The 13,866-nt window shown below is 68.0% G+C and carries 14 protein-coding genes and 4 pseudogenes; 6 read left to right on the top strand and 12 right to left on the bottom strand.

Features of this window, described 5'->3' with window-relative positions:
* Positions 1–550: 550 nt before the first annotated feature.
* A complete protein-coding gene (locus PV734_RS21245) occupies positions 551–3,712 on the top strand; it encodes a DNRLRE domain-containing protein (RefSeq protein ID WP_319290921.1) in 3,162 nt (1,053 codons plus the stop codon).
* Positions 3,713–3,977: 265 nt separating this feature from the next.
* On the opposite strand, the pseudogene PV734_RS21240 reads toward PV734_RS21245, so the two are convergent.
* The 6 genes and pseudogenes from PV734_RS21240 to PV734_RS21215 form a co-directional block, all read right to left on the bottom strand.
* Positions 3,978–4,292, bottom strand: a pseudogene (locus PV734_RS21240) (CYTH domain-containing protein); the annotation flags it as partial.
* Positions 4,293–4,361: 69 nt separating this feature from the next.
* Positions 4,362–4,661, bottom strand: coding sequence for a DUF6087 family protein (locus PV734_RS21235; RefSeq protein ID WP_319096277.1), 300 nt, complete (start codon positions 4,659–4,661; stop codon positions 4,362–4,364).
* 46 nt (positions 4,662–4,707) lie between these two features.
* A pseudogene (locus tag PV734_RS21230) lies at positions 4,708–5,433 on the bottom strand (methyltransferase); the annotation flags it as partial.
* Positions 5,434–5,581: 148 nt separating this feature from the next.
* A pseudogene (locus PV734_RS21225) lies at positions 5,582–5,776 on the bottom strand (helix-turn-helix domain-containing protein); the annotation flags it as partial.
* A gap of 27 nt (positions 5,777–5,803) precedes the next feature.
* Positions 5,804–6,316, bottom strand: a complete 513-nt coding sequence (locus tag PV734_RS21220; RefSeq protein WP_319290919.1) for a DUF6879 family protein — start codon at positions 6,314–6,316, stop codon at positions 5,804–5,806.
* A complete protein-coding gene (locus PV734_RS21215) occupies positions 6,294–6,524 on the bottom strand; it encodes a hypothetical protein (RefSeq protein ID WP_319096279.1) in 231 nt (76 codons plus the stop codon). Before PV734_RS21215 ends, PV734_RS21220 begins: the two co-directional genes overlap by 23 nt.
* 265 nt (positions 6,525–6,789) lie before the next feature.
* Here PV734_RS21215 and PV734_RS21210 point away from each other — a divergent pair.
* Positions 6,790–6,981 (top strand): annotated as a pseudogene (locus PV734_RS21210) (tetratricopeptide repeat protein); the annotation flags it as partial.
* Between the two features lie 34 nt (positions 6,982–7,015).
* Positions 7,016–7,417 carry an NUDIX domain-containing protein gene (locus tag PV734_RS21205; protein ID WP_319096426.1) on the top strand — a complete coding sequence of 134 codons (402 nt, stop codon included), beginning with the start codon at positions 7,016–7,018 and terminating at the stop codon, positions 7,415–7,417.
* 167 nt (positions 7,418–7,584) lie between these two features.
* On the opposite strand, the gene PV734_RS21200 is transcribed toward PV734_RS21205, so the two are convergent.
* The 3 genes from PV734_RS21200 to PV734_RS21190 all read right to left on the bottom strand — a co-directional run bounded on the left by PV734_RS21200 (position 7,585) and on the right by PV734_RS21190 (position 10,796).
* Entirely contained in the window at positions 7,585–9,525 is a 1,941-nt protein-coding gene (locus tag PV734_RS21200; RefSeq protein ID WP_319290916.1) for a DUF2075 domain-containing protein, read from the bottom strand.
* Positions 9,526–9,711: 186 nt separating this feature from the next.
* Complete coding sequence (locus PV734_RS21195) at positions 9,712–9,915, bottom strand: DUF397 domain-containing protein (protein WP_319096282.1); 204 nt, start codon at positions 9,913–9,915, stop codon at positions 9,712–9,714.
* Complete coding sequence (locus PV734_RS21190; protein ID WP_319096284.1) at positions 9,912–10,796, bottom strand: helix-turn-helix transcriptional regulator; 885 nt, start codon at positions 10,794–10,796, stop codon at positions 9,912–9,914. Before PV734_RS21190 ends, PV734_RS21195 begins: the two co-directional genes overlap by 4 nt.
* A 249-nt stretch (positions 10,797–11,045) precedes the next feature.
* On the opposite strand from PV734_RS21190, the gene PV734_RS21185 reads away from it, so the two are divergent.
* The 3 genes from PV734_RS21185 to PV734_RS21175 all read left to right on the top strand — a co-directional run bounded on the left by PV734_RS21185 (position 11,046) and on the right by PV734_RS21175 (position 12,284).
* The gene (locus tag PV734_RS21185) at positions 11,046–11,615 is read left to right on the top strand and encodes an ATP-binding protein (RefSeq protein ID WP_319290914.1); all 570 of its coding nucleotides are present in this window, start codon (positions 11,046–11,048) and stop codon (positions 11,613–11,615) included.
* A 76-nt stretch (positions 11,616–11,691) separates the two neighbouring features.
* Positions 11,692–11,985, top strand: coding sequence for a DUF6247 family protein (locus PV734_RS21180; protein ID WP_319290911.1), 294 nt, complete (start codon positions 11,692–11,694; stop codon positions 11,983–11,985).
* Positions 11,982–12,284 carry a hypothetical protein gene (locus tag PV734_RS21175; protein WP_319290909.1) on the top strand — a complete coding sequence of 101 codons (303 nt, stop codon included), beginning with the start codon at positions 11,982–11,984 and terminating at the stop codon, positions 12,282–12,284. Before PV734_RS21180 ends, PV734_RS21175 begins: the two co-directional genes overlap by 4 nt.
* A 54-nt stretch (positions 12,285–12,338) precedes the next feature.
* On the opposite strand, the gene PV734_RS21170 is transcribed toward PV734_RS21175, so the two are convergent.
* From PV734_RS21170 to PV734_RS21160, 3 genes are read right to left on the bottom strand one after another with little or no spacing between them, the layout of a single operon-like run.
* Positions 12,339–12,644: a type II toxin-antitoxin system Phd/YefM family antitoxin gene (locus PV734_RS21170; protein ID WP_319290906.1), complete on the bottom strand. Its 306-nt coding sequence runs from the start codon at positions 12,642–12,644 to the stop codon at positions 12,339–12,341.
* Entirely contained in the window at positions 12,641–12,769 is a 129-nt protein-coding gene (locus tag PV734_RS21165; protein ID WP_319096291.1) for a hypothetical protein, read from the bottom strand. Before PV734_RS21165 ends, PV734_RS21170 begins: the two co-directional genes overlap by 4 nt.
* 10 nt (positions 12,770–12,779) lie before the next feature.
* On the bottom strand, positions 12,780–13,748 hold the full coding sequence (locus tag PV734_RS21160) for a threonine/serine dehydratase (RefSeq protein ID WP_319290903.1): 969 nt from the start codon (positions 13,746–13,748) through the stop codon (positions 12,780–12,782).
* Positions 13,749–13,866: the final 118 nt, after the last annotated feature.

Here is a 13,866-nt window from a genome sequence, read left to right as displayed (position 1 = left end):
CCGTGCGGCTCAGCCGCCGACGCCGTCGTTGGGACTCTGTCAGAGCTGGGCGTCCATGCCTCAGCCATGACAGCGGACCTGAAGCACGCATACGCGTAGACCCCCACCTGGCATTTCATCAAAAAGCACACGTCTGACTCAGACGCGTGCGTGCGCACTCTGTGACATGTCCGGGCACATTTCAAGATCGGCCGGGAGTGGGACCGCCCTGAAAAGTGATCTGTGCCACGGGGCGAAAGTGATTGAAGCGGTATACCGACGATTGATCAGGCGAATCTCGCGAATCGCCCAAGGTCGGCCAATGAGGCTCCGTAAAAGGCCTGAACCGGACTTACCTAACGCATCGCCGCATCGGTTTCGCTTGTTCATAACAAACTCTTAACTTCTTCATACATGGACCTGATACGGCGAATGTGTGACGGTATCCGCGCCTTCTACCCCGCGGCCCGCCGAACGGGGCTGTTTGTGCTGTCCCCAATCCGCTTGGTTCCCACGGGAGTAGACCGCTGTGTCCGCGCCGCCTCGATATCCCAGCTGTCTCAGCCCGTTGGTGCGCACCCGCACCCGGCTGTCCCTGACCCTCGGCACCCTCGGCCTCGTGCTGGTCGCCCTGACCGCCGCCCTGCTGCCGTGGTGGCACCCGGGCGATTCCGCCCCGGCCAAGGCCGACGGCACCACCAGTTCCACCGACGCCACCCCCGCCTCCACCGGCCCGCGCGACGAGACCGCCGCGACGGCCCAGGCCCGGCGCACCGGCAAGCAGGTGCTCGTCGACACGGCCACCACCGCGACCACGCTGACCTGGGCGCTGCCCGACGGTCACCTCAAGAGCCGCATCACAGCCACCCCGACCCGGGCCAAGAACGCCAAGGGCGAGTGGGCGCCGATCGACAACACCCTCAAGCGAACGGCCAAGGCCCCCGAGGGACTTGGCATCGCCCCCGGGAACCCGGCCGTCGCGGTGCGCTTCGCCAGTGGCACCGCCCGCCAGGCCCGCGCCGACCGCTCCTACACCCGCACCGGGACCCCTGGCGAGACCGTGCTGGCCGAGGTCGACCTGGGCGGCCACACCGTCGCGTACACCTGGCCGGGCGAACTGCCCGAGCCGGTGCTGGACGGACCGCGTGCCCTGTACTCGGAAGTGCTGCCCGGCGTCGACCTGCTGCTCGTCGCCCGCGAAGAGGGCGGCATGGCGCAGGTCCTGATCGTCAAGACCCCGGAGGCCGCGCGGAACAAGGCGCTCGCCACCGTCTCGTACGGGCTGCGCTCCGACACCGCCGTGTTCCGCAAGGACACCAGGGCCAGCCGGGTCCAGATCCTGGACAAGGGCGGCAAGGAGGTCGGCTCGATCCCGACCCCGTTCGCCTGGGACTCCAGCGGCCGTGACCCCGAACTGCCCCCGGGCACCCCGAACCGTACGGCCGTCGACACCCCGGCCGACGTGCTGAAGCTGTCGGGCCTCACAGGCGTCGAGCCCGGCGCCGAGTCCGCGCCCCTGCCGATCGGCCTGGACGGCGCGAACACCGGCACCGCCCGCCTGGAGCTCGGCTTCGCCGCCACCGGCCTCGCCGACCGCGCGGACGTCACGTACCCCCTGTTCGTCGACCCACCGCTGAACCCCGGCTGGGACGCCTGGACCGTGGCCTACAAGCCGTACCCGAGCACGAGCTTCTTCAACGGCACCAACTTCTCCTCCGGCACCTCCGACGCGCGCGTCGGCCACGAGAGCGACACCGGCGGCACCGCCCGCTCGTTCTGGCGCATGGACTGGTCGAGCAAGATCAAGGGCGCGGACATCAAGTCCGCGACGTTCAAGGTGCTCAACAACCACTCCTGGTCCTGCACGACCCGTGAGTTCCAGATCTGGCGCACCGGCTCGATCTCGTCCGGTACGACGTGGAACGCGCAGCCGAGCTGGTCCGACGAACTCCAGCGCAAGTCCTTCGCGCACGGCTGGTCGAGTTCCTGCGCCGACGACTACGAGTCGTTCAACGTGAAGGACGCCGCCCAGTACTCCACGGACAAGGGCTACTCCACCCTCACCCTCGGTATGCGTGCCACCAGCGAGTCGGACACCCAGACCTGGCGCAAGTTCAGGGCGACGTCCGCGACCGTCGAGGCCGTCTACAACCGCGCGCCGAACGAGCCCACCGACGGTGAGACCGTCCCCGGCGGCGACTGCGTCATCGGCTCGCCGGGCCGTACGGTCGGCAAGGGCAACCTGATCCTGAAAGCGAAGGCCACCGACCCCGACGGCAACCTGAAGGGCCTGCGCTTCCGCTTCTGGAAGTCCGGCGCGAGCGCCCCGACCGGCGTCCTGGCCACCAACCTCAGCAGCGGCTGGGCCTCGACGACCATCCTCGCGGCCAACCTCGACGACAAGGCCACCTACTACTGGGACGTACGCGCGGAGGACTCCGACACCCCCACGTCGGCGCTCTCCACCTACTTCCCGCCCGGCACCACGCCCTGCGCCGTGACCATCGACGGCTCCGGCCCGCCACCGCCGGTCGTCACCAGCGACGTATGGCTGCGGGCCACCAACGACGGCGCCACCTGGGCGACGGTGCACTTCGGCCAGACCGGCCCGATCACCTTCGCGTCACCGGGCGCGAAGAGGTTCACCTGGGCCTGGGGCGGCGTCGCCCCGATCTCCGTGAACGCCGACGCCAACGGCAACGCCACCGTCCCCGACCTGCAGCCGCCGAACGCCGGCCCCAACACCCTCCAGGTCTACGCCTACGACAGCCTCGGCAACCCGAGCGCGCGAACCGACCACACGACGTACGTCCCACCGAAGGAGAACGCGGACACCCCCGGCGACACGGGCGGCGACGGCACCCCCGACCTGCTCCTCATCGACGCGGGAGGCGTCCTGCGGACGTACCCGGGCCAGCCGGACGGCGAACTGTACGGCCAGCTGACCTCGTCGTACGCCAGAGCCACGGACGGCAAGGTGACCCTCAACCCGGCGGGCCACTGGTACGACGCCGCCTCGACGCTCGGCAACAAGGCCGCGCTGATCGCGCACTACCAGGACACCTACCCCGGCGACGGCACCACGGACCTGTTCGCCCGTACCCCGGACGGCGGCTTCTGGCTCTACCCGGGCGACGGCTACGGCTCGTTCGACGTCGCCCAGCGGATGAAGATCCGCCTGCCGTCGAACGCGCCGGCGCCGTCCACCTGGACCCAGTTGAAGGCTCTGGGTGACATCACGGGCGACAAGCTGCCGGACCTGGTGCTGAGGACGGCTGCGGGGTTCTGGGTCCTGTCCGGATACACAGGCGGCAGCATCCAGACGGCCACCATGATGAACCCGGACGCCTGGTCCCGCCGTGACATCGTCAACCTGGCCGACATGAACAAGGACGGCGTGGCCGACCTGCTCTGGCGCAACGTGGACAACGGCGCCATGTACCTGCGGCGCGGGAAGCCGGGTGCGGTGACGGGCAGCGTGGACCTCAACTCGCTGATGCTGGGCGGCAACGCCGTCAACGGGGACGAGACCTTCGGCGGTAGCTGGACGGAGGCCAACGTCAACTCGGCGATCGGGATTCCGGACATCAGCGGGGACGGCATCCCGGATATCTGGGCTCGGTTCACTTCGGACGGGCACATGTCGATCTATCACCCGTCCACCACCAACACGAACGCTCCGGTGAAGACGGTCATCGGGTCGGGGTGGAACGACAAGTTGGCCTTCGGGTGAGGTGACTTCCCTTCGGGTCCGGTAGGGGGTGAGCCCTCGGTGTCGCTGCGCGGCGCCGGGGGCTCACGCCTTGCGTGGCCCGTTCGGCCCGCTCGACGGTACGGCGAATGTCCTCCCACAAGGCTGCCCAGTTGTCGTCCCTGGTCCATACATACAGCCGCTGGAACAACGGCACCGTGTACCGGATGTCCCTGCCGAAAATACGCCGCAGATCGACGGTGTCCGCTCTCATGGCCCCCCACATCGCTCACGTTTTCGCACCACGCTCCTGGTAGCGGACCTCTCGCAGACCGAGGCCACGCAGGATGCCGGCCATGGCGTCCAGATCGGAGACCTCGGTCTCGATCTCGGTGGTGCCGTCGATACGCGTGGCGTCGGTGACGTGCTTGAGCGTCAGCGTGTAGCGGGTGCCCTCGTCGCGCAGCCGGATCCACTGACCGGCGTCGAGGGCGTCGTTCTCGAAGATCTTCCGGGTGAGGCGGGTACGGGGGAAGGTCTGCGTGGCGCCCAGGTCGGCGAGCTTGGCTTGGAGCGCGTCGACGTCGATGTTGAGGAACTTGGCCTCGTACTCGTGCTTCATGGTCGCCATTTTGGCGGGTGTCTGGCTGGTCCAGGGGCCCTGTGAGTTGTCATTGGGCCCTCGCCAGAGCTATTGCGGCGCCTGAGGTTTCCGGTGTCTGCCGGTCCCATGGCCGAGCTGTGGCGCCGGCCCGGAGGCAGGGGTGACCTCGGTGTCGGGGAACAAGATGCGTCTCGTCTCCGCGAGATTCACCGCGAAGCCGTAGGGCTCCCACAAGTGTCCGTTCCAACGCTGGATCGCCCGTGGCGTGGCAGGGTGCAGATGTGACCCTTGCGGACTGTCACTCGTGACGAAGAGAGGCACGGCGCGGAGCCGTCCGATCTTGGTGTCGCGGCGCTCGGCCCACTGCGACAGCGGTTCGTCGTCCATCGTGCTTCCTACGAGCTGGGGTGAGGCTTCCCCGGAGGGTAGCGGTTCAGGCGAGCCGATGCTCCCAGCGCAACAGCGGGCTGCTGTCGATCCAGTACAGGTGCGATCTGTCGGTGACGCGGAGCCGCACAGCCTCGATACCTGGACTGCCGTTGTCCTGCCAGGCGACGAGGGCGCGCTCGATGTCGTCCCAGAGCGCAACAGGGCCGCCCTGGCGGACGGTCCAGCTCTCGCCGTCGGCGATGAACTCGGCGAACGACTCCCGCTCAGGGTTGAACAGGTACCGCAACGGTGCGCCGTCGCTGCGGGTGGCGCGAACGAACTGCGCCCCCGGTGCGGCGAGTTGTACGAGGAAGGCGGGCATCCACTCCTCCAAGAGCAGAGGAGACAGCAGCACGGGCCGGTCACTGTCCGCGTAGGCGGTGCGGGCGGAGAGGTCGCCGGCCAGTGGAGTCACCGCCTGGGCCCGCGCCTGCATGAAGGAGGAGCGTCCGATGACCGCGCCCTCGGCGGTACCGTCATCGCCGACGGTAACCTTCGCCAGGCCGGTTCCCCAAGGCCAGGAGCCGACCGTGCTGAGGATGATGCCACCGGGCTTCGTCTGCCGGACCCACGTGTACGGGATGCGGCGGACCGCGCAGGTGGCGATGACCCTGTCGTACGGCGCCCGGTGCGGATGGCCGAGGAGTCCGTCGCCCGTCACCGTCCACGTCGAGTAGCCGACGGTTTCCAGGGCGGCATCGGCGCGTGCCGCCACCTGCGAGTCGACCTCGGAAGCGCTGAGTTCGCTCCCACAGAGGGAGAACCGACTCCTGAGCCTGTTTCAGGCCGGTGCGCTCCATCCGGCGCCACTCGACATACATGCCCTCGATGCCGCGGGCTGTCGAGACGAGATCCTCGGTGGTGCTCTCTGCGCCGCAAGCAGCGGCCCACTTACGAAGGTCGCGCTCGGAGGGCGGACGCGTGCCGCTCTCGAAGCGCGAGCACTTCGACTCGTGCCAGCCGAGACTGGTGGCCAACGCCCGCTTGGTGAGCCCGGCTTCGAGCCGGATTTCACGCAGGCGCCTACCGAGGGCCCTGCGGGCTTCTTGAACGCTCGAAGATGGCGATGTCATTTCGCTGCGAGGATGCTGTTCGAGCTGTCAGGCCGACTGGAACTCAGCGTGGGGTGTCGCCCGTGCCCACACAGCCTCGAAGGCCGCCTCGCAGAGCTTCGCGACCTCAGGGGCTTCGGTGAGTTCCGCCTCCATGTTCTCGCCGTTGCCATCGAAGTGGTTGACGAGGACGAGGCTGGAGTCGAAAAGCCAGAAGTCGTTGCCCGGAAGGGCGAGGGCCGTTGAGTTTCGCCGGGAGAGCCAGCGCACGTCTTCGCCGGCAGCGATGTTGAGCCTGTCCGTGACGTCGTACTCGAAGCGGATGTACTCGCTGACGGGCGTCGAAACGATCCGCGCCCGCCGCACTTCGACGCCTCGGGAGGTCGCGGCCGTGACCAGGCTGAGCCAGTCGGCCCACCGCTCGGCGGGGTCGAGCGTTTCACCGGCCTTCCAGTCGATGAAGGCCGGGTCCGACTTCATGTAGGCGTCACGCATCTCCAGATGAACGGCCGTCCGCTGGCAGTCGCGGAACAGCTCCTCAAACGTCGGGGTCCTCGTCAACCTTCTTCACCTCCAGGAAGAACTGCACCATGCGCCGGGGGATCTCCACCACCGACTCATGGCCGGGGATGTCCATCTGCCCGAGGCGCTCGCTGTCCTCCACCTTCAGCCCCTGCACGAGGTAGCTGTCCTTCTCCTCGTCGAGGTAGATGGTGGGGGAACCGCCACTGGGACTCTCCGGGTCCTTGCCGAGCTTACGCAGGGCCATGATGTCCTCCTCGGACGCCGGTAACGATCTCTGTGCCCGAGCCTGCCCGGGACTGCGCTGCGGGGCGAGGAACTTGCCGAAACTTGCCAGGGGTGCGGGAGTTGATCTTACGCGGGCGGGGTCAGGACGACGGGCAGCAGGCCAGCCGCAGCGCTCCAACCAGAGGACCCCGGGTCGATTGCTGTCCGGTCGTCGCCGGTGAGAGTGCCCCAGAGGGCGAGGGGCGTCGGATGGAAGCGTGACTGGGTGACGACCGAGAAGCATTCTCGCCGCCCAGGCCCGCGCCGACGAGGCCGTAGCCGCCTGGTCCCAGGCCCTGACCCTCATGGAGGGCATGACCTCCGACCGCACCCGCAGGGCCATCACCTCGCTCCGATCAACCGTCGCCGTCTACCAGCGCCGCAAAGTGCCGGGAGCCACCGAACTCGCCCGCCGCGCACGGGAAGCGCTGGCTTAGGCTGACAATCAACCGGCCGATGAAGGACGCAACCGTGGCTCAGCGGACAACCGACGACCAGCCCAAAGCCCTACCGCCCGCCCTCGAATCCATGACCCTGCCGGTCGGCAAGAGCGAGCCCGGCGAACCCATCACCGAGACTGCGGCGCGGGAGCTCTACGAGGAGACCGGCTTGACGGTGAAGCCCGAGGCTCTCAAGGTCGCTCACGTCATCCACGGCGCTTGGGGCGTTGAAGCGCCCAACGGGTTCCTCACTGTCGTCTTCGTCGCCCACGAGTGGACAGGCGAACCCGAAAACCGCGAACCACACAAGCACGCCCAGGTCCGATGGGTTCACGCCGACGCAGTCCCTGAGGACTTCGTCGACACCACAGCCAGCGCCCTGAACTGCTACCTCATTGGTGGACCACAGGTGTCTCTCGACGGCTGGGAGTAGATCGGCTTCGAGATGATGGTTGGCACGCCCTGATTTTGATACGTACGCGAACATTCAGCCCGAATTGCCTGTCGGCTGGGCCCTGACCAGGTCGTATGACCTTGCCGGGGCCTCTTCCCATGGCCACTTGACCCAAGACTGAGGTCGAGTTTGTTGCGCACGCGGTACTACACGGGCGCGGGCACCTTCACTCCAGACGTTGGTTGAGTGAGCGACCGCAATTTCTCGCGGGTTTCCGGGTCCGTCGAGTAGACGATCGTGCCGATCATGCCCCTGGTCAGCAGCACCTTGTAGGTGTTGCGGATGAGGCGGCCGATATCCGCGTCCGAGGTCGCCTTCGTGAAGGACGGATCCTTCGATGCCGAGCGGTCCACGACCCAGTGGTCCGTACGCCACACCAGATCGGGCCCGATGATCACGCCCGACCAGTCGTACTCGAAACCCTGAGCGGTATAGACGCAGCCGACCTGGCCGAAGCCGGCAGGATCGGTGGCCCACAGGGGCGAGGGCGGTGCGCCGAGGACGGACCGTTCTCCGTACACATTCCATGGCCGTGCCCAGTCCCCGATGACGACATCGACGGGAAGTGCCGTCATGTCCGGGGTGACCTTGGTGGTCCACTTCCAGCAGTAACCGGCTGACATGCGGGCGCTGTAGTCCTCCTTGCGACGCGCGACGAGGAAGTCCTCCAGTTCCTGGGGGCTTTCGGCGGTCCGCAGTTCCAGTTTGCCGTCGGGCTCCCACTGGCTGGGCGAGCCGCCCTCCAGCCCGAGCAGGTCGACGACCCACTTCTCGTACGCGTCGCTGCCGCCGCACCGGAACTGGCCGTCCAACTCGACAACCGTGCACTCGAGGCCCTGCGCTGCGGCGGCCCGCTTGATCTCCTCCTTCGTCCCCATCTCGCCGGGCCGCACCACCTGGTGCTGGTCGAGCAGGAACACCGGTACCCGGGCGGCGTTGATCAGCTCCGCCACCTGGGGGCGGCCCGTGCGCAGTTCGGCCTTGGTGTAGCGGTTGGCGGAGGTCTTGCGGAGGCGATGGGCCTCGTCGCAGATCAGTACGTCGAGGTCGTTCGGCTCGGCGTCCATGAAGCTGTTGAAGTACTTGAACAACTGCTGCACGGCGGGTTTTCGCGCGCCGGCGACCTTGCGCATGGTCTTGGTGAACGACGCTGACCCGGTCGCGTGCAGAGCGGTCACCCCGCGTCGGTACAGCTCACCCAGCAACGACAGCGCGACCACGCTCTTGCCGGAGCCGGGACCGCCCGTCACCACGATGACCTGCTTGTGGTTGGACCGCTTGGCCTTGCGCACGGCGGACATGACCTGCTCGTAGGCGACCCGCTGCTCGGCGATGAGCACGAACTGCTCGCGGTCGCGGATCTCGGCCGCCGCGACGGCCATCAGCTGCTTGGACGGCCGGACCTTGCCGCTGAGCAGTACGTCTGCCGCCTCGGCGCCGGGCTTCGCGGCGAGCCGCGAGCGCAGGAAGTCCAGGAAGGCGCCGCGCTGTTCGCCGGTGTACATCCGGCCGCGCTGGTCCTCCTTGACGCTGCGCAGCCCTGCGACGCCGAACTCGGTCGCGTTGTGCAGGAACGCCACCCCTGCCAGAGACTTCGGCATTCGCTCCAGCGCGCCGTTGAACGACAACAGGTACTCGCAGTAGCCCCGGACCTGCTCGATCGGGTTGAGCACGGGTTGCGGGTACGCGTCGATCCGGCACAGCAGCGGCTCGTCCTCTTCCGGGTAGGCCGCGCTCCACTGCTTGAGCTCGACCACGACGTACGACGGTTCGCCCGTGGTCGGGTGTACGCCGGCGAGTACGGCGTCCGCGCGCTTGCTTGTGAGGGGCAGGCTGTACTCGATGAGTACCTCGACGTTGTCGAGTCCAGCCTCCATGAGAGCGTTGACCAGTGCCGGGAGGCTGCGTTCCCAGGACCGGATCTCCGCCTGTCCGGCGTTCCGGCCGTGCTGGTGACGGAAGTTCTCGGTCAGATGCAGCCCCAACGACCCTTCGAGGATGCGGGTGGCCACGGACGCCGCAGACTCACGGAACAGCAAGGAAATGCCCCCAGGCAGCACGAAGAAGACTCGTGCGGGTGGGGGCATGTCCTCCGATGTCCGCCGTGCGCTTTCGCGAGGCGGATCAGGAAGCCCGTCGGGCCGCTGAGATGGTTCTCGTCATCCTAGGTCAGTGCGCGGATCACCAGGAGGGGACGGCACAGACGGAATGCGGCTGGTAGGTGGCAGCAGGGGCGCGGCTGCCTCTTGCCGAGGGTCTTCCGTAGCTGGCATTCAGCCCAAGTGGGCGATGAATGTGCGCCACGCGGGAGGAGCGAAGCCGATCACTGGGCCGGTGGGGCTCTTGCTGTCGCGGACCGGTATGCCAGCGGGAATGTTGTCAGCGATCTCAACGCACTCGTTGTTGCCCCCGCTGTACGTGCTGCTGCGCCACTTCGCGCCCGACAGGTCCGGCGTGCTGTGGCGTGCGCGATTCATGCTCTGTGCTCCTTGGCCCTGCGTTGGATGACGGTGCGGGATTCCATTGGAGAGAGCGCGGACGTGCGAGCGGCGTCGAACAGGTCTTGGTAGCGGGCGACTTCCGCCTCCCGTTCCAGCCAGATGGAGCCTGTCGGGTTGTCCGCCAGCACCACGTCGAGTGCTGCCTCCTCCGGGAAACCCAGTACTACGTACGGGCCGAACATACTCGCGTGCGCGCCGCGCGAGAACGGCAGGACCTGGATGGTCACGTTGGGGTGCTCGGAAGTAGACATGAGGTGCTCCAACTGGGACTGCATTACCTGCGGTCCGCCGACCTGCTGCAGGAGAACGGCCTCCGACAGGACCGCCCAGAGGTGCAGAGGAGAGTCGCCGGTGAGTCGTTCCTGTCGGGCCAGGCGGACCTGCACGAACTTCTCGATCTCGTCCGCCGTCTGCCACTGCTGCGAGGCCACCGTCACGGCACGGATGTACTCCGGGGTCTGGAGCAGGCCCGGAACGAGCTGCGCCTGGAACGTGCGGATCTCCCCGGCCATGGCTTCCAGCGCGATGTAGTCGCGGTATGTGTCGGCGAGAACCGACCCGTACTGGTTCCACCATCCCTGCCTGCGGCGGCGGTTGGCCTTGCGAGCCAGTGCACTCAGCCGGTCACGGAGTTCGGGGTCCGCAGCCGCGTAGGCGTGCAGCATCGCGGTCAGGTCCGGGAGCCGGACCGCCACTCTGCCGTTCTCGATCCGGCTGATCTTGCCCTTGGTGCAGTCGAGAGCGTCCGCTGCCTGCGTGGTGGTCAGCTTTGCGGCCTCTCGCAACCGACGTAGTTCGTCGCCGAGTTGGCGGCCGAGCACGGTCGAGGGGTTCGGGGTGGTGCTCTTGGCAAGCATGCCAACACGTTTAGCAGAGCGGCGGAGGCTACAGGGCGGGATTAACTCGGAAGGTGGAATATTGATGCCATCTTAATCGGCAACGTTGCAGATTCGAGTGATCCGCGTACATCCTGCTGGGCATGACATCGGTGTCCCGCGGCCCAACTGGCCATCTCTGTGGGGCTCCGGCCGCGCGTCGACCCTCTAGGGGCTGCCATGGCTGCACAGAACGAAGTCACCTTTCGGCTAACCCGTTGCCGTCGCAGCGTGCCCAGAACCCGGGCGCTGGCGCACGCCGTACTCGGTGAATGGGGCGTCAGCCAAGACGTCCTGGAATCAGCCGAGTTGGTGCTCTCGGAGCTGGTGACCAACGCGCTGCGCGTGCCCGTGCCGAGCGACCGGTTGGTGGGCGTTCGGATCGCGCGATCGCTGGCGGAGGGGTTGCTGCGGCTGGAGGTCAGTGACGCGGGCTCGGGTCGGCCGGAAGTTCGGGCGCCCGGTGACGAGGAGACCTGTGGGCGTGGGTTGTTGCTCGTCGAGGCGTTGGCGCACCGGTGGGGAGTTGAGGAGCGCGTGGGTGGGATTGGAAAAATGGTGTGGGCCGAGTTGAAGGCGCCGGATCTCGTGGCCGAGCCCGTCGGGAGGGAGGTCGCGGCGGTGCTGGTGCGGTGTGGGCAGCGGGTGAGGGTGTGGGGTGAGTGGCGTGTGGTCGTCGGCGTACGGAGTGAGCGGGCCGACGCCGGTGAGTCCGCCGTCGTGTTGGAGCTGGACGAGGGCCCGGCGTTGCGGGTCCAGGCGGTCGAGCCGCTGGTCGTGCGGCAGTGGGGGGATGTATGAGTGGGGTCATCCGGCTCGTGATCGACCTGTGAGCGCGACTATGGTCGTAAGCGCAGGCCAGGCCCGAGGAGGATTCATGAGTGCGCAGCACGCCGGGATCACGCACACATCACCGTCTCCGCTCAGGACCGTGGCCGACATCCGCGCCGCCCTGAGGGACGGGCGGGGGTTCCCGGGGGACGCCGAGAGCTTTGAGGCCGATCTTGATCGCGCCCTGGACACTGCCACGGCCACCGACCTCCACCAGGTTGCCGACGTCATCAAGACGTATGCCGGCAGCATCCGTGCGTTCAGTGATCCCGAGTTCGACGATGCGCTTCAGGAGGGGCTCGACCTCATTGCCGAGGTCAAGAAAGGCAAGCAGGAGTGAGTCGAGCCATCGCCGTGATCACGTCCTCGGCGGCGAAACGCCTCCAGACGCTCGGTCCGGTCGCCCAGCAGGCTGTCGAAGAACTGCGGCGGGAGCTGGAGGACAGTCCCAGACTCGGAATTCGGCGTGGGTCGGTGCACGGCGACGGCGCCACGGTCGTCTACCGGACCCGGCTCGAACCACGTGAGGATCTGCCGGGCCTGACCATCGTGTACGCCTACGCGCCACAGCCGCATCCGCCGGCGGTCGCGATCATCACGGTCACCCCCGACGACGTGAGCAACGAGTCGCAGACCTGACGTGGCCTCGGCGGCAAGACAGGACGTAGGGAGTGTTCGCCCTGCCCGCCGCTCCTAAGGCCGGCGGTGGCGGGCCATCACGCGGGCGATACGAGTGTCCGCTTCGAGGTTGCCCCTTGCGTATGCCTCGGTGGCTCGATCGGAGATCTCGGAAGCGTGGAGCCCCTCGGCGTCGATGGAGCCGGTGGCCGAGGCAACGGCCGCGTGTCGTGCCGCTTGGACGCGCAGCGCCCCGGAGGCTCCGACGGAGAAGAGGACGCCGTGGGGCTTGCGGTGGACGCCGATCAGGACCGGGTCGGAATCCGCGCCGGACTCCGACGGGTCTTCCTCGGCGGCTGGGTCGAAGTTGACGTCCCTCACGCCTCACCGGTCAGTTCCTGGAACTTCTCCAGGGGCATCGTGATCCCTGTCCGGCCCGCACGGTCGCGGGCGACGGCTTCCAGTTCCAGCGCCGTGGCAGGGGGAGTGCTGTGGGATATCGGCACTCTTCCAAAATCAGCGGACCAGGTCCCTCGGGTCCGTGTTGCCCCCGCAAAGGACCACGGCGACCCTCTCGCCGGCGGCAGGCCGATAGCCGGACTCGGAGCTCGACTCGCGTGCCGTAAGCGCCGCCAACGCCGTGGCCGCCCCGTGTTCCACCGCAACCCTGCGGTGGTCCCACAGGGACTGGCGGGCGCGGATGATCTCGTCGTCCGGGACCAGGACCGAGTGCACGTCGCCCTGCCGGGCGGCATCCAGGGCCATCGCCGACGTGCGGCGGGCGCCCAGGGAGTCGGCGGCGACCGAGTCCACGGGGACGTCGACCGGCCGGCCCGCCTCGATCGCGGCGTTCAGGGCGCGGCAGTTGGCCGGTTCGACCGCTACCGTGCGGATGCCGCGGTGCCGCGCGGCGGTGGCCACGCCGGTGAACAGGCCGCCGCCACCTACCGCGACGACGACCGTGTCCAGGCCGGGAAGCCGGGCGTGGATCTCCTCCAGGAGGGTGCCCGCGCCGGCGGCGATCAGCGGGTGGTCGTACGCGTGGGAGGGGAGCGCCCCGGTGGCGGCGGCGAAGTGCTCGCAGGCGGCCAGTGCCTCGGTGTACTCCGCGCCGACCAGGCGGACGTCGGCGCCGTACGAGCGCAGTCTGGTCACCTTCACCTCGGGGGCTGTGGCCGGGAGGAAGACCGTGGCGCGGATGCCCTGTTGTTGTGCGGCCCACGCGCAGGCCAGGCCCGCGTTGCCGCCGGAGGCTATGGTCACCCCGGCGTCGGGGAGGGTGCCGGCGTCGCGGTGGGACTGGAGGAAGTTCTGCGCGCCGCGGGCCTTGAAGGAGCCGGTGTGCTGCATGTACTCCAGGGCCAGCCACAGCTCGCACGGACCCGGCGCGCTTCCGGGGTCGGTCGGAGCGAGCGTCACAGGACGGACGCGGCCCGCGATGCGGTCGGTGGCGGACTCGATGTCGCCGTACGTGAGCTGGTGCATCGCGCGGCTCCTGCCGGGAGGGGTGCCTCTATGTCTTTGGTCAAGCGAGGCGTGGGGTTCTGGGTTCGTAGAACGTGCCGTCGCGGAGCATCGCGAACAGCACGTTGACGCGTTGTCG

Origin of the sequence: Streptomyces sp. AK08-02 (assembly GCF_033795085.1) — a bacterium.
GTDB lineage: Bacteria > Actinomycetota > Actinomycetes > Streptomycetales > Streptomycetaceae > Streptomyces > Streptomyces echiniscabiei.
The sequence above is the reverse complement of the archived record's forward strand: the minus strand, read 5'-3'. Positions and strand labels throughout refer to the sequence as shown.